This window comes from Fulvivirga marina (genome assembly GCF_016775155.1).
Classification (GTDB): Bacteria; Bacteroidota; Bacteroidia; order Cytophagales; family Cyclobacteriaceae; genus Fulvivirga; species Fulvivirga marina.
This window is the reverse complement of record NZ_JAEUGD010000004.1, coordinates 177,992-200,649: the sequence shown is the minus strand read 5'-3', so window position 1 is coordinate 200,649 and position 22,658 is coordinate 177,992. Positions and strand designations below refer to the sequence as shown.

The 22,658-nt window shown below is 38.4% G+C and carries 19 protein-coding genes; 7 read left to right on the top strand and 12 right to left on the bottom strand.

Annotated features, from left to right (window positions below; translation table 11 throughout):
• The first annotated feature begins 71 nt into the window (after window positions 1–71).
• The gene (locus JMN32_RS02650) at window positions 72–1,064 is read left to right on the top strand and encodes a CDP-alcohol phosphatidyltransferase family protein (protein ID WP_202854729.1); all 993 of its coding nucleotides are present in this window, start codon (window positions 72–74) and stop codon (window positions 1,062–1,064) included.
• Window positions 1,065–1,078: 14 nt separating this feature from the next.
• Here the strand turns inward: JMN32_RS02650 and JMN32_RS02645 are convergent, their stop codons facing one another.
• Window positions 1,079–3,952 carry a S8 family serine peptidase gene (locus JMN32_RS02645; protein WP_238354318.1) on the bottom strand — a complete coding sequence of 958 codons (2,874 nt, stop codon included), beginning with the start codon at window positions 3,950–3,952 and terminating at the stop codon, window positions 1,079–1,081.
• Window positions 3,953–4,367: 415 nt separating this feature from the next.
• On the opposite strand from JMN32_RS02645, the gene JMN32_RS02640 reads away from it, so the two are divergent.
• The 4 genes from JMN32_RS02640 (at window position 4,368) to JMN32_RS02625 (ending at window position 9,483) form a co-directional block, all read left to right on the top strand.
• Entirely contained in the window at window positions 4,368–5,477 is a 1,110-nt protein-coding gene (locus JMN32_RS02640) for an alkene reductase (protein WP_202854727.1), read from the top strand.
• Window positions 5,474–5,866, top strand: a complete 393-nt coding sequence (locus tag JMN32_RS02635; RefSeq protein WP_202854725.1) for a nuclear transport factor 2 family protein — start codon at window positions 5,474–5,476, stop codon at window positions 5,864–5,866. Before JMN32_RS02640 ends, JMN32_RS02635 begins: the two co-directional genes overlap by 4 nt.
• 787 nt (window positions 5,867–6,653) lie before the next feature.
• Window positions 6,654–8,813 (top strand): glutamine synthetase III family protein, encoded by a 2,160-nt coding sequence (locus tag JMN32_RS02630; RefSeq protein ID WP_202854723.1) that lies wholly within the window; start codon window positions 6,654–6,656, stop codon window positions 8,811–8,813.
• An 85-nt stretch (window positions 8,814–8,898) separates the two neighbouring features.
• The gene (locus JMN32_RS02625) at window positions 8,899–9,483 is read left to right on the top strand and encodes a C40 family peptidase (protein WP_202854722.1); all 585 of its coding nucleotides are present in this window, start codon (window positions 8,899–8,901) and stop codon (window positions 9,481–9,483) included.
• On the opposite strand, the gene JMN32_RS02620 is transcribed toward JMN32_RS02625, so the two are convergent.
• The 11 genes from JMN32_RS02620 to JMN32_RS02570 all read right to left on the bottom strand — a co-directional run bounded on the left by JMN32_RS02620 (window position 9,480) and on the right by JMN32_RS02570 (window position 21,504).
• The gene (locus JMN32_RS02620; protein ID WP_202854720.1) at window positions 9,480–11,225 is read right to left on the bottom strand and encodes a L,D-transpeptidase family protein; all 1,746 of its coding nucleotides are present in this window, start codon (window positions 11,223–11,225) and stop codon (window positions 9,480–9,482) included. The two genes, JMN32_RS02625 and JMN32_RS02620, sit on opposite strands and share 4 nt — an antisense overlap.
• Window positions 11,222–11,476 carry an alpha/beta fold hydrolase gene (locus tag JMN32_RS02615; protein WP_202854718.1) on the bottom strand — a complete coding sequence of 85 codons (255 nt, stop codon included), beginning with the start codon at window positions 11,474–11,476 and terminating at the stop codon, window positions 11,222–11,224. The genes JMN32_RS02620 and JMN32_RS02615 overlap by 4 nt, the downstream gene beginning before the upstream one ends.
• Before the next feature lie 97 nt (window positions 11,477–11,573).
• Window positions 11,574–13,232, bottom strand: a complete 1,659-nt coding sequence (locus JMN32_RS02610; RefSeq protein WP_202854716.1) for a S41 family peptidase — start codon at window positions 13,230–13,232, stop codon at window positions 11,574–11,576.
• A 213-nt stretch (window positions 13,233–13,445) separates the two neighbouring features.
• Window positions 13,446–14,093, bottom strand: coding sequence for a carbonate dehydratase (gene can / locus JMN32_RS02605; RefSeq protein WP_202854715.1), 648 nt, complete (start codon window positions 14,091–14,093; stop codon window positions 13,446–13,448).
• A complete protein-coding gene (locus tag JMN32_RS02600; RefSeq protein WP_202854714.1) occupies window positions 14,066–15,628 on the bottom strand; it encodes a SulP family inorganic anion transporter in 1,563 nt (520 codons plus the stop codon). The genes can and JMN32_RS02600 overlap by 28 nt, the downstream gene beginning before the upstream one ends.
• A gap of 159 nt (window positions 15,629–15,787) precedes the next feature.
• Window positions 15,788–16,165, bottom strand: coding sequence for a hypothetical protein (locus JMN32_RS02595; protein ID WP_202854713.1), 378 nt, complete (start codon window positions 16,163–16,165; stop codon window positions 15,788–15,790).
• 506 nt (window positions 16,166–16,671) lie between these two features.
• Window positions 16,672–18,699: a leucine-rich repeat domain-containing protein gene (locus JMN32_RS02590; RefSeq protein ID WP_202854712.1), complete on the bottom strand. Its 2,028-nt coding sequence runs from the start codon at window positions 18,697–18,699 to the stop codon at window positions 16,672–16,674.
• 23 nt (window positions 18,700–18,722) lie between these two features.
• Window positions 18,723–19,589 carry a hypothetical protein gene (locus JMN32_RS02585; RefSeq protein WP_202854711.1) on the bottom strand — a complete coding sequence of 289 codons (867 nt, stop codon included), beginning with the start codon at window positions 19,587–19,589 and terminating at the stop codon, window positions 18,723–18,725.
• The gene (locus tag JMN32_RS02580) at window positions 19,586–20,197 is read right to left on the bottom strand and encodes a hypothetical protein (RefSeq protein ID WP_238354317.1); all 612 of its coding nucleotides are present in this window, start codon (window positions 20,195–20,197) and stop codon (window positions 19,586–19,588) included. Before JMN32_RS02580 ends, JMN32_RS02585 begins: the two co-directional genes overlap by 4 nt.
• Window positions 20,198–20,233: 36 nt before the next feature.
• Complete coding sequence (locus JMN32_RS02575) at window positions 20,234–20,677, bottom strand: hypothetical protein (RefSeq protein ID WP_202854710.1); 444 nt, start codon at window positions 20,675–20,677, stop codon at window positions 20,234–20,236.
• Window positions 20,678–20,934: 257 nt separating this feature from the next.
• A complete protein-coding gene (locus JMN32_RS02570) occupies window positions 20,935–21,504 on the bottom strand; it encodes a hypothetical protein (RefSeq protein WP_238354316.1) in 570 nt (189 codons plus the stop codon).
• Window positions 21,505–21,848: 344 nt separating this feature from the next.
• Between JMN32_RS02570 and JMN32_RS02565 the strand changes: the two genes are divergently transcribed.
• On the top strand, window positions 21,849–22,211 hold the full coding sequence (locus JMN32_RS02565) for a hypothetical protein (RefSeq protein WP_202854709.1): 363 nt from the start codon (window positions 21,849–21,851) through the stop codon (window positions 22,209–22,211).
• 29 nt (window positions 22,212–22,240) lie between these two features.
• Entirely contained in the window at window positions 22,241–22,657 is a 417-nt protein-coding gene (gene arfB, locus JMN32_RS02560; protein ID WP_202854708.1) for an alternative ribosome rescue aminoacyl-tRNA hydrolase ArfB, read from the top strand.
• Window position 22,658 lies beyond the last annotated feature (1 nt).

Sequence of the window (22,658 nt, the reverse complement as noted above, 5' to 3'; positions counted from 1 at the left end):
ATTACCCCTTGGTAATCAAATCTGACTTGAAATAATTCCGATAGTGTCATTTTTGTTTTATTTGCATGAATATGAAAAACTATACCTACCGGCAAAACGACAAGTCACTCTTATCTAAGGCATTTGTAACGCTACTCACTCCTATAAGTAGCCTTGTCCCACCCAAACTTCCGGCGAATTACCTGAGTATTATTTCTCATCTTTCTATTTATGTCGCACTGTATGTTTCTTACGCAAACAGCCACCTGGGAGACGCGGGCTTTATTATTATCCCTATTTTGCTACTTCTTCATTTGATAACCGATAAGCTTGATGGTGTCCAGGCCAGAGCTACAAGGACAGCATCTGCATTAGGGGAGTTCATGGATCATTATTTTGAAATATTTAATCAAGGGGTATTGGTGTTGGTTATTTGGAATTTATTCAGCATTAAACATGAATGGATAGTTTTACTAGTACTAACCTCGCTTGTTCTGTTAAAAATGACTAGGTTCTATGAGCAATATAAGGCCAACATTTTGGTAAAAGGTGTTTTTGAGGCTTTTGAGTTTAAAATGCTGTTAGCGGTTGGGTTACTGTTTTGCAATAGCAGTTCCATCTATACATTTGTCGAAACATTTGATTTTCAGGGTTTACTACTTGTGGAGTTGGTGCTATTGTTTGTGTCTGCCGGGGCAATAATAAACAGCATTCTTACTATTATTAGAGTTCCTCACCTTACTTACGGCTACTGGATGTTTATGGGGTTTCTTTTTCTTGTCTCCGTTTTGAGTTTTTATAGCATGGACCCTTTGTTGGCGGCTATAATTATCCTTTTTTATGGCGGTGTTTACATTGGGAAATTACTTATGGCACAGCTGGTAGATGGGGTAGAAAGGAGCCCAGGGCTATTTGCCCCAATTATTTTGGCAGTAGGCTTCTTTACAGCATACCTGAATGTCATGGATATTTTCTTTATTCTGTTTCTCTACTTGTTGGTCAATATACTACTTCTGATCATAAAAACTTTCCGTACTCTAAAAGCTGAATGGTATTGGAGTAACCCAGAGCAACCCGAAGAATGAGCAGCAAGCCTATATTATTTGATTACAACTTTTCCGGAATGTTCAATTCCTGAACTTATTAGTGTGTAAAGATACAATCCGGGTTTGAGATGAGCTATAGGTAGAGCTTCCCTCTCTGATTGTAATTCATATTTTAATACAACTTGTCCATTGGAGTTAATTAGTTTGAGATACGCTTTTTCACCTGCAAAATCACGTGTAAAAATGGCTAGTTCTCCTTGGGATCTTTCTATAGGGTTGGGGAATACCATTATGGGGAGTTTTGAAAGGAAGTATACGGTGGAAATATCGGTTACTATTTCTACCCCACCATTAAATATTATCCTGGCTCTGTAGTTGTTTAAGCCTTGAAAGGGTTCTTTATCTATAGCTTCAATGATATTGGATTTTGGGCTGTTTACAATGTCGACTTGAGCAAACACACCATTTTGTTCACGTTCGAAAACCACTTTGGCAACCTGATAGCTTGTGCCTAATGTAAGTTTGATCTCTACTTGTCCTAGTGGTTGATTTTCCAGAGCATAGAAGCTTGATAAGTAGCAATCTACACCTTGAAATGAGTAATTGAAGGTAAGATTGCGAAGCCCCAATTTGCTTTGCCCCAGCTTGGGTGCCAAAGAATACAAAATGTAAGGGTATTCATTTTTATTTAGCACGACAGCAGTGTCTGATATTTCCTGTAGAGGTTCCAGATATTTATCTCCTACCGTATAAAGTGTATATGGGGAGGTATTGGTATAATTATTCCATAATAGCATGACGGAGTCGGGGCAATTGAACCCTACTGATACTTTTAAGGGTCTGGAAATGGTAAAAGTATCGCTAACAAACTCTTTTGCACCGATCGTCATTTTTGCCAGGGCAGTAGTGTAAATATTTGGTGAGTCCCAGCTGTAGTATTGCTGGTCCAAGTCTATATTAGCAGCAATAGGCTGCCATGTTAAGCCCTTGTCAATTGAATATTCCAATGTACCTGTTTGTCCTTCATAGGTATTTTCCCATCTGAAAAATGAGACTCTTTCCCCATTGTAAGGCAGGTTACTGCTACCCACCGGAAATGTCCAGTAAAAAGTATCCTGTTCATCCCATTGGTAAACTATGAAGAATTTTTGAGGACCATCAACTACATTGAATCCATCTATAGATATTTCATAAATACCAGCTTGCGGAGACTCCAGAGTCACCTGTTCTACATTGTTTAGGTGATCAGGTTTACGGCGGGGAAGTTGAACTAGTGAATCTTTGTGAGGGTAGCTATTAAGCACCCAAGGCATCCAGCTATCGCCACTGCTTTGATGCTTAAGCGTCAGGTCCAGGTCATTGATTAATGCTGTGCTGGCATTTGCAGACGCTGCCGGATCATTCCAGATTAGCATCACCTTTAAGTTTTTAACATTTGCGGGAACATCAATGTTGAGCGTTTCTTTTTGGCTGTCACTGATACTTCCTGTTAAAAACTGATCTGCGTTGATTGTCTTAAGGGCACGATCTGCATTGACACTGCCATAGCCTGATAGAAAGTCGATACCCTTTGGGCCTACATCATCCGCAGAATTCATGAGTACACCCTTGATAAGAGCTGCATCAGGAGTTTGAACATTTTTGAGTTGGTATGCCTGCTGTAAAATTACAGCCAAACCGGAAACTAAAGCGGCTGATGAAGACGAGCCTACTGTACTGTAAGCCGCTATTTCTGGTTTGACTCTACCGTCATATGCGGGACCTTTCGATACATAAGGATCAGTGTTGTACAGTGTGTCTACCGCACTTACCGTAAGGATGTTTTTGGCCATTTTAAAATTACCGGTAAGGTTAGCGTACCCTTCTACACCTTTATAAGTTCCTATGGTATCCGTTCCGATACCGTTATTGCCGGCAGAGAATATATGTAGTAGGGAGGGGTAATTATGAGCATGTTCGTCATATGCCACGGCATAGCCACCGTAAAAATTTTCAATGATAGTTCCGTAGGCATGGTTTTGCGTAATAATGCCAGCCCCTTCAAAATATGAAATATTATCCGGGAATAGATTCATGAAATTAGATGATGATAGGTTAGCACCCCACGCCACTCCTTTGCTGTTGGGAGAACTATTTGCCGCACCACCTATAATAGTTGCCATTTCTGTAGCATGGCGAGAGGTGCTTTCTGCACTTAAAGAAGATGATAGCACCCTGCCTTTAAAATCAATGTCTGTTTCATCAAACCGCTGTTCTTTTATAGAGATGTTGGAACCTGTGCCATTCAGGTTAGGAGCAGAATCATGTACAAGGTTAACTTTGTTGACATTCAGGTTAAGGTCAAGAACCAGGCTCTCTTCTTTAGGGGTGACGGATTGCCTTGAAATGTAAAGGACCAGAGGTGAAGGAAGTATGTTTTCATTAATATATTTTAATGATGTTTGGATGGTTAATGTATTGCTGAGGGCATATTCTTGAATGATTTTAACAGAACCTGCTTTTTGAAGGTTTTTCTTACATTGATTTAAATCTTTTGTCTTAATGATAAAAACTTCATCTTCTGTAGAAGTTAAGCTCTTTTGAAGCGATAATAAGTTTGGAGATAATTTCCAAAAGTGATTTACAGGTTGTGCGTAGCCAAATTTGCTGCGTATTGTTGATAATGATTGTTTCGATTCTGAATATACTATATAATGCTGCTCGTCTAGTTTTCGGGCAATTTTAATATCCTCATTATTATATAGCGTGCTTTTTGCATTTTCGGTACTTACCAGGAAGAAATCATTATGAGCTTGTTTCTGATTCTGGGCTTCCCTTTTTGTAAATACATCCCATTTAGAAGTGGGTATCTGTTGGGAAAAAGAAGCTAACGAAACAAAAAGAAATAGAAAGGTGTAAAGCGATCTGTTCATCGAGAAATATTTCATGCTTGTTTAGATAAAAGCATCAGGTGACTTAAAAATTAGAAACGTGAATATCATTAAATTATTTGTTGAATTAAGTGTGATGTTGGAAACAATATTACATAGTTAATGAAAAAGGCCAAAACAAATTTCGACGTAGCTCAAGCTTTCCTATATTGTGATTATAGTATTAGGGGGAAGCTCATGAAACCTTTTCAACCTAACCATTTGGTATGTGAGCTTCATAATTTATTGATTCTGAAGCAATGCCAAGCTGCCTGTTTTGTTTATCAGGTAGCGATTATTGTCAATTCGCCTATAAATAGGCAGGAGTTTTTCTTCTGTCTATTTATTTTTTTTCAGAATAATGTTTAAACAATGAAACTCTTGGCGTAAGTGAACGTTATTGAAGTGTTATCAATGTTTAAACATTAATCCTATGAGTAATTCACAATTATTTTCATCTTATCAACTAGGAAATATCACTTTAAAAAACAGAGTGGTAATGGCGCCTATGACACGTTCCAGAGCACTTCAGGATAATGCACCTTCCGAGCTTAATGCGCTATACTATGCGCAAAGAGCCGGGGCAGGTCTGATTATTACTGAAGGAGCAGCCCCCTCTCCCAATGGATTGGGGTACCCAAGGATTCCCGGAATCTTCAATAAAATTCAGATAGAAGGCTGGAAGCTGGTAACCGATGCGGTACACAAGGAAGGCGCGAAAATCTTCATACAACTCATGCATACAGGTAGGGTAGGGCATCAGTTCAATCTTCCGGAAGGTGCTGAAGTGGTAGGCCCTACGGCTCAACCTGTATCTGGTGAAATGTATACAGATTCGCAAGGACCTCAGGAGCATACTACACCGAGAAAAATGACTAAAGAAGATATCTCTCAGGCGGTAGAGGAATTTGCCAGAGCGGCAAAAAATTCAATACAGGCAGGCTTTGATGGTGTTGAGATCCATGGGGCCAATGGTTACCTGATCGAACAGTTCATTAATCCTAATATAAACGATCGAGATGATGAGTATGGAGGATCAGTTGAAAATAGGTCAAGATTTGTGCTGGAAGTGGCTGAAGCAGTTGTGAAAGCGATTGGGAAGGAAAGGACAGGAATAAGGCTATCACCTTACGGAGTATTTAATGATACCGGAGCATTTGCTGAAGTGGATGAAACCTTTGAGTATTTAGCCGAAAAATTGAATGAGTTGGGGCTTGTTTATATCCATATTGTTGATCATTCTGCAATGGGTGCACCTGAGGTACCTGCAGCCTTAAAAGAAAAGATTAGAAAGATTTTTAAAGGTGCTTACATACTAAGTGGAGGGTATGATAAGGAGCGTGCTGAAGATGACTTAAAGGCTGGTAAGGGTGATTTGGTAGCTTTTGGCAGGCCTTTTATTGCAAACCCTGATTTTGTAGAGCGTATGCAAACCGGTGCAGAGTTAAGCGAAGCGGATCAAAACACATTTTATACACCAGGAAAAGAAGGGTATATTGACTACCCAGCCGTGAACGGAGAGTTTCTGGAGCTTAAAAAATGAGTTCTAATGTGACGTTGGTAAAAGAGCTTTATGAGCATTTTGCCAAAAAGGACAATGATTCTATAAGGGCATTGTTCCAAGATGATATAGTCTGGGTACAAATGAAGGGATTTCCTGATGGAGGTAGATTTGAGGGGGCGGATGAAATATTTCATAATGTATTTCAAAATTTCAGAGACAACTGGATTCAGTGGGAGACTATAGTTGATGAGTATTTGGAGGCTGAAAATTCAGTCCTTGTTATTGGTCGGTATGAGGGGGGCTATCGAGTAACTGGAAAGTCAGTGTCAGCTGAATTTGTTCACCGGTATCAGTTTAGAGACGATAAGATTGCCAAGTTTACCCAGTACACGGATACCTTATTAATTCATCAAGCAATGCAGGATTGAGGAGATAAGAGGAGAGCCACCAGAGGTTAAATGATCTTTTTGGGGCTCTTCGTTTTATTTAGAATAAAAACATTTCACTTTCGTTTCTTATTACTTCTTTGCTTTTTTTGTGCTTAAATTATGAAATAATTCATGGCTCAGAGATATATTAATAGCCTATCCATCTCATGTTTTTAAAAGTTGAGAAAATCGTGTGCAATTTTAAACTCGTAAAGGCCGTCGATATGAATTTGGAGATATAGTTGCCTACTATTTTCCTTCCCTCTTAATATGTTATTTTTATCTTCCTGGGTAAGTTTGGGATGATATCATATTTTATAAGCTGCAACTCCTTTCTTTCTATTGTAAAAAATATCCTGTCCTCGGGAGTGTGTAGGTATGCTTTCTGAAACTAACGATGCGAATGGATAGTATCTTCTTAGTTTTTCATTGGTAATGCTGTCCATTCTGCAATATAATAACTCAAGGGGAAACACGTTTTGAAGGTCCTGATAGTAAGGTTGTTTGTTTTTGGTTTATTAATTAACCGGTTAAATGGAAGAATTAATAAACATTAATGGCTGAAGGGTGTTAATTAATCTGTTTGTCGATATAAAGTAGTTTTGATTTAATTTTTAGGGTATTTTGGGTAGAAACTGTTTTGTTTAGCTTTTTTGTGTGTTGGGGTGTTGAAAAGTCCTTGATTTAAAGTTATGCCTATTATATTTTTAAATAATGGGGTTAAAATGGTCCATGGAATCAAATTTTTACTACTTTTACGAAAATTTTAACTCATATATCAACCACTATGGCACACTTACGCTTCAAAGCACTTGATCTGGCAAATAACAGAACCAGAACTAAAGTAGAGGTATCAGAAAAAATTTCAGATTTTTTTGGGCAGGATGTTTTTGGCCTTCGCGAGATGCAGAGCCTTTTGGCACCCGAAGTTTATAAAAGGGTAAAAAGGGCTATTGATGGAGGGACCAAGGTAGATGCTGAAACTGCGGACGCAGTAGCTTCTGCTGCCAAGTCTTGGGCCTTGACAAAAGGAGCAACGCATTACACTCACTGGTTTCAGCCGCTTACAGGTTCTACAGCTGAGAAACATGATTCATTTTTTGATGCTTCATCAGGCATTGAAAAGTTTAAGGGATCAGCACTTGTTCAGCAAGAGCCAGATGCATCTTCATTCCCTAGTGGAGGTATAAGAAGTACTTTTGAAGCCAGAGGATATACAGCCTGGGACCCGAGTTCACCTATGTTTATTTACGGTGTTACACTTTGTATCCCTACAGTCTTTGTTTCATATAATGGTGAGGCTCTGGATTACAAAACTCCACTTCTTAAAGCAGTAGAAGCTGTAGATAAAGCTGCTACTAATGTGTGTCAGCTATTTGATAAGAAGGTTACAAGGGTAAAAGCTTCATTAGGTTGTGAGCAAGAGTATTTTGTTATAGATAAAGCATTGTACGCGGCACGGCCTGATTTAGTAATGGGAGGAAGAACGGTGTTTGGACATAACCCTGCTCGAGGACAACAGCTTGATGATCATTATTTTGGGTCTATTCCTCCAAGGATATACGATTTTATGAAAGGTTTCGAGGTAGAAGCTTTAAAATTGGGTATCCCGGTTAGTACAAGACATAATGAAGTTGCTCCAAGTCAGTTTGAGGTAGCGCCTTTGTTTGAAGATATTAACATCGCCTCTGACCACAATCAACTACTGATGGACGTAATGTCTAAAGTGGCAGAGAGGCATCGTTTAAAAGTGTTATTCCACGAAAAACCATTTGCGGGTCTTAATGGAACTGGAAAGCATAACAACTGGTCATTGATCACTAATACTGGCGTTAATTTGTTCCAGCCAAGCTCAAGTGCAAGAGAGAACTTATTGTTCCTGATTTTCTTCGTGAACACAATTAAGGCTGTTTATGAAAATGCAGACCTGCTTAGAGCAAGTGTGGCTTCTGCCGGTAATGATCACCGTCTGGGAGCAAACGAGGCTCCGCCTGCTATCATGTCAGTATTTATTGGTTCTCAGTTAACTGCGGTACTGGATGAATTGGAGAAAAAAGGTAATGTGAAGGTTGGAAAAGGTGAGAATATGTACATGAAACTTGGTATTGACAAAATACCACCAATCATTCAGGATAACACTGATAGAAACAGGACTTCTCCATTTGCCTTTACAGGTAACAAATTTGAGTTTAGAGCAGTAGGAGGTAACGATAACTCAGCTTCTTCCATGACTGTACTTAATGCTATAGTAGCAGATCAGCTTACTGATTTCTATGAAGCTGTTCAAAAGGAGATCAAAAAAGGTACTGAGAAAAGAATGGCTATTGTTGCCATACTAAGAAAATACATTAAAGAGTCAAAAGCTATTCGTTTTGAAGGTGACGGATATTCGGATGAATGGGTGAAAGAAGCTGAAAAAAGAGGTTTATCAAATATCCAGGATACACCAAGAGCCCTTGATGCATACCTGACTGAAAAAGCAAGAAAAGTGTTTAACCGACATGCTATTCTTACCGACAGGGAGCTGGAAGCAAGAAATGAGATACGTTGGGAGAGCTATATTATGAAAATACAGATAGAGTCACGTATAATGGGCGATTTGGCACTTAATCATATAGTTCCTACTGCAATTGCTTATCAAAATAAGCTGATCCAGAATGCTAACGGATTAAAAGGATTGAACATCAGTAATAAAGGTGTGATCAACACTATCGAGAGCATTACAGGGTATATAGAAACCATTCAGACGGAAGTTTACAATATGATTGAAGAGCGCAAGCGTCTTAATAAAATAGAAGATTTGCGGGATAAGGCTATTGGCTACTGCGACGATGTTAAAATGAAATATTTTGATAAAATACGTTATGCAGTTGATAAACTTGAAATGTTGATCGATGATGAGGACTGGCCTCTTGTAAAATACAGAGAGATGTTATTTTTGAGATAATATTTCAAAAAACCTTTAAAAAAGCGGGTGGAATTATTTCATCCGCTTTTTTTGTTACTTGCAAGGAAATTGCTGCTATAACATTATGGAACTAATAAAAGTGATAATCAGGGATAAGTTGTTTTATGTGGTTTTAGTGATTATTGCGGCTGTAAGTAGTGCAATGAATTTTAATGAGAGTAACAATGCTGATTTATTAGCGGAGTACTACCAGTCTGAGAAAGTTATAGATACCCTGGACATAGAAAGTGAGGAAGAAAAACAGGTTTTGGGAATGACCTTGAGAGATAGCCTTGTGCAATATGCAATGACTTTACAGGGGCGTCCCTATAAATACGCAGGTAAAGGACCCGAGGTGTTTGACTGTTCAGGCTTTACATGTTATGTTTATAAAAGATTTAATGTTCAGCTTCCGGCTTCATCTACCTTGCAATCAAAGTTTGGTGCTGAAACTGCAACCAAAGATGTACAGAAAGGAGACCTTCTGATCTTCAAAAGTCCCACGACAGGTGTTAATCGTGTCGGTCATGTTGGGTTGGTTGTATCCAATGCGAATGGAAAAATCAATTTCATTCATAGTTCTACAAGGCGAGGTGTGATTGTAGATAGCCTGAACCACAAACACTATAAAGCCCGTTATCTGGGGGCTCGTCGTGTGCTAACAGATTAATCTTGTTCGTTAACATGAGCAATGATTTTTTCTTTTTGCTTGATTTTTTTCTGCTGATCCTGATCATGGTTATAAATATCATCCCTGAAATTTATTATGCCGTCTTCACTAACCCAAGCAGACCAATATACGATGTGTACAGGTAGTTTGTTTTTGAGTACAACACTTTGTGTGATCTCTGCCTCTAAGTAACGGACCGTTTTTTTTCGGTCCCAGTTTAGTATCAGCTCAGCCAATTCCAGAGGTTTTTCCACTCGAATGCAGCCATGGCTAAAGCTTCTCTCTTTCAGAGAGAACAAATGATGAGCAGGTGTGTCATGCAAATAGATGAATTGACTATTGGGCATCATAAACTTTATCCTTCCCAGAGAATTTTTTGGACCAGGAGCTTGCACTATTCTATATTTCCAGTTTGAACTGTCTACACAGTCCCAGTCCACATCTTTTTGTTGAAGTTCTTTAGCATTTACAGACCACCCCTCATATAACCGCAGGTTTCGGGTGGACAGGTAATCATCTTCTTTTTTAAGCCTCGGGAGCATATCCTCTATGGCAATTTTTGTAGGTACAGTCCAGGAGGGGTTAAATACTACGTACTCAATTGTATCACTAAATACAGGGGTCTTTTTATATCGGGTACCTACAATCACTTTCATAGAAAGTGCAACATTATTTTTACGCATCACCTTGAGTTCATAAGCGGGTATATTAATTAGTATGTACTCATCCTCAAAGTCCCGTTGCAGCCAGCGCATTCTTTCCATGTTGGTCTCAATTTTGTCAATCCAGTAGGACAGCGGTTTGTTCAAAAGCGATAGTGTCCGTTGATCAATTTCTCCGGTTTCCTCTAATCCATTAATGTGCTGAAATTGTCGGACGGCATCAATGGTACTCTTATCATAGAATGCAGAGTCGTTCATGCTTATTTCAATGTCCTTCAAGAAGGTCAGGCGCTTCTTTGCTTTGACTACCTCATAACTCTTATCATCAGGTCGGAGAGGTTGTTGTATTTCTGCAATGGGTCTATTCAATATTTTGCGAATATGAATAAGGTATTCTTGCAATAAGGTATATTGCTTGAGGGACGGTTCCAGAGCGTGTAATGATCCCTTAATATCATTTTGCTCTATGGCATTAGTCAGATGTTCAGAAAGATTATTTTTACGCCTTGGAGCAAACCATTCTTCTTTTTCATTGGGGTCTATTCTACCGGATAGGAGGTGCGAACCATACGTGAGGTAGGAGGCGGTAAGCAAAAAGTCTAATTGAGCAATATCCTTAAAGCGTACGGTATCCTCTTCTCGCATTTTCTCCTTAAATTTTTTTGTTTTAATCAGCTTTTTTCGCCATTTCTTTCTCTTTTCTTTCTGACTTTCGATATTGTATATGGAGTTTAAAAGCTCTTCTATTTTCTTTGTTTCATAGCTTTCAGATCTCAGTCCGTGTTCAGGTGCGCTGTCTAAAGCTTCGAGTAATTCATCTGCCCATTTTTCAGGCTCATCGAAATTAAGCCAGGCCAGGTTATACTCTCGTTCTTTGTAGAAGTCATTGAACTCGCCGTGCAAATAATTTCTCACATCTCTGTCAGGAAAGTAAGCCTGGGCATTTATAGAGTCACTTCCAACTTTGATCAATGACCTTATTTTGTCATTCTTAATCTCGAATTCGGTTTCGTTAGTGCAAGCAAATAAAGATATACAGGCATAAGCAAGGTAGATAATAGTTTGCCGAGGTCTTGTCATGGGCTTTGTTTTTGGGTTAAAAATGCAAATGCAATACCAGGATTGTTTGCTTTATCAATTAGTGCGGTGTCTGAGAAGAAGCCAATGAAAGCGGTCCACGATCCAGGTGCACCGTGTAGGAATATAATGGCGGGAAGTTTTTTATTGCCTATTTCAGCGTAGTTGATGTTATGGTCATCGTGACCATATTGTCGGATCACCGGTTTTTGAGGCCTGTTTGCGAAATAATCATCGATTTCGTCTTTGTTCATTCTTATACCCAGACAACTGTCTGAGATTTGAATCAGGATAAAAACACCCAATACATAAATAAATACCTTAATGATCTTTTTATGTAATGGGGTGCTACTATTTCTTTCCGAGTATTTGGTTATACTTTTCAGGGGCGTTAAGAATTTCGATAGCTTTTATAATGTCATCGTCACTGTCAAATGTGGACTCTACCGAGCCTTTCTCCAGATAGTATCTTGAAGTAATTTCATCTTCGAGCAAAGAAGCGATCTGATGCCTGAAATCGATCAAATCATTCTTCTTGCTATCTTCAAGAGTAGTTTTTACATCAGCAAGCCTTGCTTTAATATCTTGGTAGTATTTTTCTTTTTTAGCATTTTTGGTTAGTTCTTCAAGCTTTTTTTCTACCTGAGTGGTATAGCCATAATCTTTGTCAGACAACCAGTTTACAAAAGCCTGATATTCTGCATCGGAGAGTTTGAAGTTCTTAGCATCCTTAATGGTTTCATGTTCAAAGTGGTATTTTGTTGCATAGTCGAAGATGTAACCTTTGGTATATAACGATCTGGCAATTGGGGAGAGAGGGTCTTTTTTTACGGTAATGTCCGGGTCTATACCGCCACCATCCATTACAATTCTTCCGTTGGAAGTAGTAAATTCCATTTTCATAGAATCAGGGATGGCGCCTACACTACCATCTTCATTTCTGAATGAATAGTCAAGCGCCTGTATGCACCGACCACTTGGAGTGTAATATTTCGCAGTTGTAACTTTTAACTGAGAATTGTAAGACAATGGTCGGGTGATTTGCACCAGTCCCTTTCCGAATGATTTCTGTCCAATGATTATACCTCTGTCATAATCCTGGATGGTGCCGGCAACAATTTCTGACGCAGAGGCACTACCACTATTGATTAATACGGCTAAGGGGATTTCTTCATCTACAGGGTTATTTAAAGTTTTGTATGTTGCATTATTCTCTGTGAGTTTACCTTTTGTGAAGACTACTTCCTTTCCCTTAGGTAAAAATACATTGGTGATATTAACAGCTTCAATAAGCAACCCACCAGGGTTATCCCTTACATCCAGTATGATTTTTTTTGCCCCTTTATCTTTTAACTCGTTTACTGCGTTCCTAACTTCTTTACCTGCCTGCATAGTGAACTCAGTAAGTTTAACATAGCCTATGTCGGATGAAACCATGCCATAATAGGGTACATTGCTTATTTTTACCTTTTCTCGTTTAAAGTTCAGAGTTATTGGGCTTGACTTACCATATCTCAAAACCGTTAGGGAGACAGGAGTGTTAGCCTGTCCCTTCATCAATTCGCTGGTTTCTTCTCTGGACAGTTCACGAATATCGATGTCATTAATTTTAATAACCTCGTCTCCGATTTTTAATCCATTTTTCTCAGCTGAATAGCCTTCAATGAGCATTACAACCTTTATTTTACCATTTAAACGACTGGTGATGGCACCTATTCCACCGTATTGTCCGGTACTCTGGGTTCTGAAGTTTTCTATATCATCTTCCGGGATGTAATTAGTGTATGGATCAAGGGAGGCTAACATGGCATCAATGCCTGTTTTTATTACCTTGTTGGGGTTAACTTCATCTACATAGAGGGCATTTACTTCTTTAAACAAAGTGGCAAAAATGTCCAGGTTTTTAGCAATTTCAAAGTAGCGGTCGCTGGGGCTGGAAAATGCCAAAGCGATAAGAATGATCAGTGTTCCAACGCCCCATATTTTTATTTTTCTATTGCGGAGACTCATATAGTTGTATTCAGATTACGCTTATAAAGTAACACTTTTATAAGCCATAAATGTTCAAATAAACGTATGATTTGATCATAAAGTTGCTGTCTTACCATGGAATAGGGAAATGAGGGAGGGGCAGAGATAGTTGAATGGAAGTGGCTTGTTTTCTGCGATTATAAAAAAGAGGCCATGCAGTGACCTCTTTTTTATTGACGGGTTAAGCTTGTTTTAGCTTACCAATTGATTGAGGTTGTATCGATAGATTTCCTCCAGATCTTCAGCGCCCTTGATGGTCACTCCAAGTTCTTTTATTGTTCCTGAATCAAGACCATAGACCCATGCATGTACATGAAGATCACGCTCAGCCCATGCTTCTTGAACAAATGAAGTCCTTGCCAGGTTTGATGCTTGCTCAATTACGTTGAGTTCTACAAGTTTATTGGCTCTTTCATTTTCATCATCAATAGCATCAAGCACTTGAGAATGCTTTTGGTATACATCTTTAATGTTTCTTAACCAGTTGCTTACCAGTCCAGCATTGTTTTTAGACATTGCGGTAAGTACCCCGCCGCAACCATAGTGACCACATACAATAATGTGCTTAACTTTTAGCACTTGTACTGCATACTGTAATACGCTAAGGAAGTTAAGGTCAGTGTGTACCACCATGTTAGCCACATTCCTGTGTACAAATATCTCACCTGATTGTGTGCCAGTGATTTCATTGGCAGGTACGCGGCTGTCAGAGCATCCAATCCATAAAAACTCAGGACTTTGTCCTTTAGCCATATTTTTAAAATAAGAGGGGTCAAGGCTTAATTTTTCCCCAACCCATTTCTTGTTGCCTTCTATAAGCCTGCTGTATGATTTTTCCATTGTCCTATATTCTTAATTGTTAATTTAATATTTTTATGTTTAGCAGTTTCCAAAAAGTTCTGAATAACTTCTTTTACATCATGATCAATATTTTTTGAGTGAGTTCCGTCGATCACTACTTCTGAGTTTTCTGGGATATCTCTCAGGGTCACTAGCATACTTCCCTTATTCAGGAATGTCATTTCCTCCGATAAGCGAATGTTGATCCTCTTACCTTTTTCGCTGTCTTCACTGTTATAATGGAATGCTGTTCTGTAATTGTTTCTAAGAATGTAAAATATTGAGAATACCATCCCTATACCTATACCTCTCAAAAGGTCAGTAAACAAAATAGCCAATACAGTAATTGCAAAAGGAATAAATTGATCCCATCCTAATGAGTACATGGATTTGAATAGCGATATTTTTGCAAGCTTATAACCCACAACCAGTAATATTGCTGCCAGGGATGCCAGAGGTATCATATTTAAAATATTAGGAATGAAGATGACGGTGATGAATAATAATACACCATGAATAATTGCAGACAGTTTTGTTTTAGCCCCTGCGTCAATGTTGGCAGAACTTCTCACAATTACTGAAGTCATGGGTAATCCTCCTATTAGTCCACTAAGTATATTACCCACTCCCTGAGCTTTTAATTCCTTATTGGTTGAAGTTATCCTTTTCTGAGGGTCTAACTTGTCAGTGGCTTCGATACATAATAGCGTTTCCAAACTTGCTACAATAGCTATGGTCAGGGCAATAATATATACCTGAGGGTTGGTAATTACCGACAGGTCTGGAGTGGTGAAAAGCCCCAGGAATTCAGAAAAATCCGAAGCAACAGGTAGCTGAACCATATGGTCTTTTTGTAGTACCATCTGAGGAGCTACAAGAGCATAGATTTGGTTAAGTACTATACCAAGAGCTACTGCAACCAGGCCACCCGGTACGATCTTGAAAAATGTGATTTCCTTTAATTTGGGCCTATCCCAAAGGATCAAAACTGCCAGTGCGAGCACACTTATAATGATAGCTCCAGGTTGAAGTGCCCCAATTGCATTTAAAAGCTCGGAAAAAGTGTTTTCGCCGTCGGGTTGTATAAAGGCATCATCGCCTTCAAAGTCTGCGTCATACCCCAAGGCATGCGGAATTTGTTTCAATATGAGTATAAGGCCAATAGCGGCCAGCATGCCTTTGATAACTGATGATGGGAAATAGTGACTTACAATTCCAGCTTTCAATACGCCAAGAAGCAATTGTATGGCTCCTGCAATGGTAACAGCTACCAAAAACGCTTGAAATGATCCCAGGGACTCAATGGCTGAGAGTACTATAACTGTCAGGCCTGCAGCAGGACCTGAGACACTAACGTTGGATCCACTCAGGGAGCCTACTACTATACCGCCAACAATACCGGCTATAAGCCCTGAAAATAAAGGTGCTCCGGAAGCAAGTGCTATTCCTAAGCAAAGGGGAAGCGCCACTAGAAATACAACCAAACCAGCTGGAAAGTCATTTTTCGGGTGTGAAAATATACTTTGTTTAATCATGTTTTATCTATTCAATAATTATAATATCTCTGACTTTGTGGTATGCAGATACCATAAAGGCAGATTAGAGCATAACTCCCTTCAAAGGGAAGCATGTGCTATTGCCTTCAGTTGTAAACTGAAGAAGAAAAAAAATTAATTACCTATGGGAAGAATAGATCAGGATTTTGGAGGTGGTGTGATTACCTCTGTCACATGATTGGTGAAAATGATGGATTTATAAAAACAGCGACTGTTGTAAAGTAAATCCGGAATAAAGTCCTTAGTGTGTATGAATTCCTTTTCTTCTAGAAAGTGTTTTTCCTCTTCCTCAAAGCCAAGGGTTCCTCCAGGTATATGAGTTTCAGGGATGACATCAGTATGGCTTAGTACTATTTCAGCTATAAGTTCTACAACGGTTTCTATTTCGTTGATGTATTTATAGCCGGGACCATTTTTGCCTATAAGGTTATCGCTGACATTCATACTTATATTAAGTACTTGTGCAGCAATAAAAATTGACAGCAACTGAAATATTATGGTCGTTCTGATCTTCATTGATGAGATTTAACGAATCTCTTTTAATTCTGGTTCAACAAAACTCTCAAAAATTATTGAAAATATCGAATTGAAAAAAATTAAATTTCTCTTTTCATATTTAAAAATGCTTTAAAGTACGGTTTGTAAAGTGAAAACTTTTTAAACATTTCTATATCAGGGTAGAAAGCCTGTATTCGGGCGGGAAATCGCAGCTAAATCATTAATTGGTTTTATAGGGGATATAGAGGAACAGCCTATTGAATGGAGTTTTTTGATCCCTTTTACCGCAGCAGCTATCTTGGGAATATTTATAGGCTCTTACGTATCAAGGTTTGTAGCAAATGAAAGGCTCAAATGATGGTTTGGGTGGTTTGTTCTTTTAATGTCGATTTATATTCTTTATGAAGAACTGATTTATAATTAGCATACTTTTGGTTTGATGATTCTTGTTTACTTTTAATAGAAACATAAAGGCCTCTGAAATAATCTCAAAGGCCTTTATTTGTTTTTGTTGTGATGCTCCGTTAGTAAAAAGTTATGTCACACGATGGTTTGGTATTTTTAAAACCGTTTACATCTTTTTGTGACAGTTTGGTGTTGTAGCAAGAAACTTTTTCCAGGTGTATTAATGTGAATAGAGGTGACAGGTTACTGACGGATGTGTTTTGTAATGAAATCTCCTTCAAGTTGCTTAGCCTGCGCACGGCATTAATGTTATTTATTTTTGTGCCAGAGACATGGAGGGATTCCAGGCTGACAATTTCACTTAAAGGATCAAGGTCAGATACCCTTGTGTACTCAATGTTGAGCGTTTTTAGGCTCTTAAGGGGTATTAGGGGTGTCAGATCTACAACGGGGTTGTACGAGCAATCCAGGGACTCCAGTTTGGTCAGGTTTGACAATGGAGAAAGGTCTGAAATTTTCATTACCTTGCTGACTTTCAGTTCTCGTAAGTTTTTGAGAGATGCCAATGGTGTAATGTTTTCAATCTCGCTGCCTTCCGGTATCACAAGCTTTTTAAGTTCAAGGATTTGATATAGGTTTTTTAAAGGTAGTTTATCTGTTGGGCCTATGTAGCCGATTGATTTCGCAAAAATATCTCTCCATTCTTCAGATAGCTTGATCCACCAGATGGTAAAGTCCATCGTTTTATAGATTACGGTAGTTGAAGGGTGTTTGGCTTCATACCTGGCGAGTTCTTCTTTGCTTACTTTTGAGTAATCAGCAACGAGAAGCTTAAGGCTCAGGCTATTGACCGGTCCTAAAGAATCTACATGTGTATCGGAGAGATCCAGTCTTTCCAAGCTAGACCACTTTTTGAGTGGTTCGAGCGAAGTTACCCCTGATTTTTTCAGGTTTAAGAATTTTACATTGCTTAGATCAGCAATAGGGTCCAATGAGTATATATCGTATTTGCCCTCGATATCTATTTTTTCAGCAGATTTTATTCTAGCCAGATCCTCACCTGTTGGAGGTGTTGTTGCTATGCTAAATTGCTCCTTAAAGCTTTCTTTCCATGCCAAGGGTAGGTTATTCCACCAGTTCATGAGATCGGCAGTTTCATATAGTACCTTGCAAGACTGGTTAGTTTCTTCAAATTTTCGAATTTCAGACAGGTCAATTGGGGTGTTGATGCAAACCACTTTTTTTAGTGATTTGAGTGGTGCAATGGGAGTTAGTGAAGTTACGGCTGTATTTTCGAAATATACTACCTCCAGGCTTTCAAGTGCTTTAAGGGGTTCCAGGCTTTGCACACCGGTGTTAGACATATAAACCTCTCTTAGGTTAGAGAGCTGAGACAATATGGATATGTCATTAACTCCAGTGCTGGAAAAGTTAAGTATTTCCAGAGCGGTAAGTTTTGCTAAAGGTTTAAGGTCAGTAATATATTTATTGTAGGAAATATCAATTTTTTTGATGCCCATCACTTTGTGGGACTCACTCGGGGTTACGGTGCTACCTACGGCTCTTTGGAATACTACTTTCCATTCAAAGTTGAGCCCGTCCCACCACGTCTGGAATGTTTGCATATCCCTGATCCCTGAAGAGTATATGCTGGCGACCTTATAAACTTGTTGGGTTGGGGCATAGTTGATTTCAGCATATCTTACACTAGCGTTTTCCACTTTTTCCCCATCAGCTGAAGTTCCGGTTATGGTACGCATGAAGGTGACTTTGAAGTAATCTTTCTGAGCAGCAGTGGTATGCTTTTCTATTTTGCTGATGTCGAATTGGAATTTTACTTCCTTGAAGAGTATGTCTACATCTTGAAGGTATGACTGAATATTTTTATTGATGGATACCTTCCTCTCAGAGAGGTCATCTTCAATCTGGACATTTTCATCCTGGAAGATTTTGAGGTAGCTCTGATCGGTGATGGTTTTCTTATCGCCTACAGCAACTTCGGGATCACCTAAAGTATTGAGCGTGAACTCCAGGAACTTCATAAGTTCAGATACTTTTACTTTCTCCTCATCGCTCTGAGCATTTGCAATATTAATGCTGCTTAGCAGCATTGCGATCATCAATATACTTACAGCTCCAAGTCTCATCTTAATTGGGATTTTATTCAAAATTAATTAGCATGATTATTCTCATGAAAGAAAATATATTTTCTTAAAATCTCTTTATCTTTTTCTGCTACCCTCATCAGGTCAGTTATTAGCCAGCCAGAGTTCATATTCTTGCGGCTTAGCGATGACAGCTCAAAATACCAGTTGTCTACTTGAAAAAAATGAAATTTTACATTTTTCACATCAAGAAATTCTGCATTCCCTCGCTTAAGCTCATAAATGAAAAGCGTAAGATAGTCAGGGTTAAACTCGTTGGCAGCATACTTTTCAATTTCACCCAACCTGTCAAAAGCCTTTTTTAAGTTAATAAACTTTATTTCATGACTTTTGGGGTGAAGGTAGGGGCCTGGTTTATAAGGTTCATTCCCAAAAAAATCAACACCTTTAAACATACTGGTGAAAGGTTGGAAATATACATTCGCCAGTACCCATTTCGTACCTTTGTTTTCCCTTTCCATTTTTAAAAACAAGGTACATGGATGTTTCTGATTTTCGTAGTTGATAATTACATCCACCTGCGCATACCAGTCGTTTTTTCTATGATTTAAATATTTTGGAGAATACCTGTCTGTAACGTTAAATATGAAACTGTTTTTCATGGAGTCAGGCATATTGTAATCCTGTTTGTCAAAGAGGTTAGACAAATAAACCTGGCGCAGCATGGGGTCGTGGTATAGAGAATCACTACTGTAGAACCTCGTGCCGTCATAGTCCTCTTCTCCATTAAATCTGCGGAAAAACTGATTAACCTGTTTGGTTTCTGCGAGTACAAACTCATTACCTTCGAGGTAAGATACTCCTTGAGCCATTGCTTCAGAGGAACACAATAAAGCCACTACAAAAATTAAAAATATGCTTCTTCTTTTCATAAAACAGTTTCGCTTACAACTATGTCGCCAAGTAATACATCCCAAAAATTAACATGGGTACCTTCTACTTGCATAATCTTGCGTTCAACATATATAGTGATATCCTTTTTGGTTACATCTTTATAAATTAAGGCGTCTCCTTGAAGCCCCTCAAATTTTTGATAAATAGTAACTACACCTACATACTTGCCATCGGGGGTCATTTCCAGGTCACTGATATACTGAATATCAAACCACTGGATTTTTACTTGATCATAGCTTAGTGCCATGAGTCTTTCAAAATACTTTTTGATCTCGTACTGTTTAACTTCCTCTTTATCCAATGAGGAAACTCCAATGACGCTTCCTTCCGCAAATAGTTCCAGAGCTCTGGATACTACACGATTGGCTTCTGAGAATGGGGTGTTTTTGCTGCCGATAATGGCTATATATTTGCTGAGATCCCTGATTTTCTCCATGGCCATGGAGTCAACCTTAAGCTTTTGCTCAGGATCAATAGGTTCTTCTTCTTCGAAATAATCTGCAGATGACTGCCCTATACATGGGGTGTCGGGAGTGGAAAAAAACACCAAAATAAAATATAAACAAAACAGTACTTTATAAGTCATGGTCGATTGGGGCTTAAAATATCAGGTGATTGTGTTTTATTTTATAGCTAGTTCTATTTGGGTGATTTTTTTCTGAGATTCATCTAACTTGACAGCTTGAATAACGTGAGGAGCCTGGCGGGTGTCATACAGGTAGTATAGGTAATTGGATATGGTAACAGGTTTGTCATAATACTTCTCACCCTTATTGTTATAAAGCGCAAAAAAAACTGGTGTATCAGGAGAACTGAAATATTCGAAGACTTCTTCCATTTTGGCATCTCTGTTTCCAGTATCGTTAAGATCCATTTTAGAAAATAACCTGAAATAGCCCTCCAAAGTATCCTTCAATTCTTTATCAACCAGAATAATATCAGAACTGCGAATAATCTGAGGCTCTTCATCTACTTCGTCAGATTTGGCGGTTTGAGACGTCTTACATGAAAAAGTTAACAATAAAACTAAGATATAGACACCAGTGCGATACTTAAATAAGTTCATAGTTAAAAATTATGGGAATACAAATTATAATAAATTATTGAGGAAACTGAAATTTTTCATACGAATTTTAAATAATATCCAAGTTGGAACACGAAAGCCTTGTTTCTGTTAATGCATATTTTGTAATCAAAATCGAATTAATTACAGAAAAAAGGTACACGAAGACAGGGGGCTCAAACGTTACATGGAAATATCTTCGATATAAATTTATTTCTTCAATTGTTATCCCTTAACCCTTCGGAGACGTACGTTTGGTACTAAATGGATTCCATTTCTTCTTCGATATGCCGTACCTCTTCCGGAGAGATGTATAACCGGTTTATTCGGTCTTTATATTCTTTTGGGAGATCTTCTTGGTTCAGTATGTATTTTTTTGTTTTGACAATTTCATCCGCTAATCCATGCATGATGGCGAAGGTATCAGCCTGACGCTCAGCTTTCATAAGGAATGGCTTGGAAGTGAGATACTTAAAGCCAAATCCGACCATTTGAAATGAGCTTCTGTCCAGATAATCCAAAACATGGCCTAACTCATGAGCGAGCCAACCTACCAGAATTTCGTGCGGAACATGCTCTATTCCCATAGTGCTGTCGTTCAGGGTAAGATACCTGCTGATTTTTACTTTATAGACACGTTTGTATTTCTTCTTAAAAAGGGTTTTTACTCTTGGTTGAGCCTGCATTACTGCATTTCTGATATTGTCTCTAAATACAAAATCAATTCTGGTGTTTTGCAATTCAGGGTAGTAAGATAAAGCCTTTTTTATTTCTGAGCTTAATAACTCCGGGATGCTTTTATTCTCATAGGTATCGGCAGGAAGAGGCATTGGTTTACTCTGAGAATAACCAGTGAATGATGAAAAAAATAGAGCTGAAAAAATGACTGTTTTGACTATAAATTCGATAAAAAAATGTTTTAAAGGTTAAAAGAAAACGGCTCAGATAGCCAAAGTAAAACCAAAAGTGGTTTGAAAAGATTGCCTAATATAACTATTGTTTTTGTTAATTGGTAATTTTTTGGTTATAACATGCAGGTGGTCATTCTTTTATGGAGGTAATGTTATTGGTAATAATAAAAGCGTTTTTGGTCGGAGTATTTATGCTATTTATATAAAAGGTTTAACCTGGTAATACAAAAAGCCGTGAATATCAGTGTCCAAAAACTCAAAATATGCCTCAACGCAGTCAACAAATTTTTCTCTGGATCCTTATTCTTCTTTTGTGCTTTCAGTTTGTATTTTCAGGTGCTATGCGCCTTTCTGGTAGATATACAGATCTGGTGATCTGGGGATATTCCTGTTCTTTAGTGTCCTTCATTGGTCTTTTAGATATTCTTATTGCTGTTTGTTTGTTATTTTCTAAAGTAAGACTGGTTTCCTCAATTGTACTTATCGCGTCCATGCTTTGGCAGGGATACAATTACCTGGTGCATCAGGAAGTTGCCTTTGTTATGATCGATGTAGCATCGGCCGGGTTAGCTCTCATAGTAGTGTGGTATAGTAGAGAAGGACTTTATGCTCAGGGGAAGTGGTAGATAGTTGTAGCTTAGGTTATCTTTGAGAAATGAGTGAGAAAGTTTACGATAGGGATTTTAGTGGAGAGTGGGAGTTTGTTACTTCCAGAAGCAGTGGTCCGGGTGGGCAAAACGTTAATAAGGTCAATACCAAGGTTACGTTGAGGTTTGATGTAATGGCTTCGGAATTGCTTAGTGACGAAGAAAAGGCAACTATAGCTAGTAAGCTCACCAACAAGATCAGTAATGACAACATACTTATTGTTACTTCAGAGTCTGCACGCTCGCAACTTAAAAATAAGGAAGAGGCTATTAGCAAGTTTTACAAACTCCTAAAGGCAGCTTTTAAGGTTAAGAAAAAGCGAAAGGCCACCAAGCCCTCCAAAGCGGCCATAGAAAAAAGGTTAAAAGCCAAACAGAAGCAATCAGAGAAAAAACAGCAAAGACAGAACTATAAGGATTTTTAAC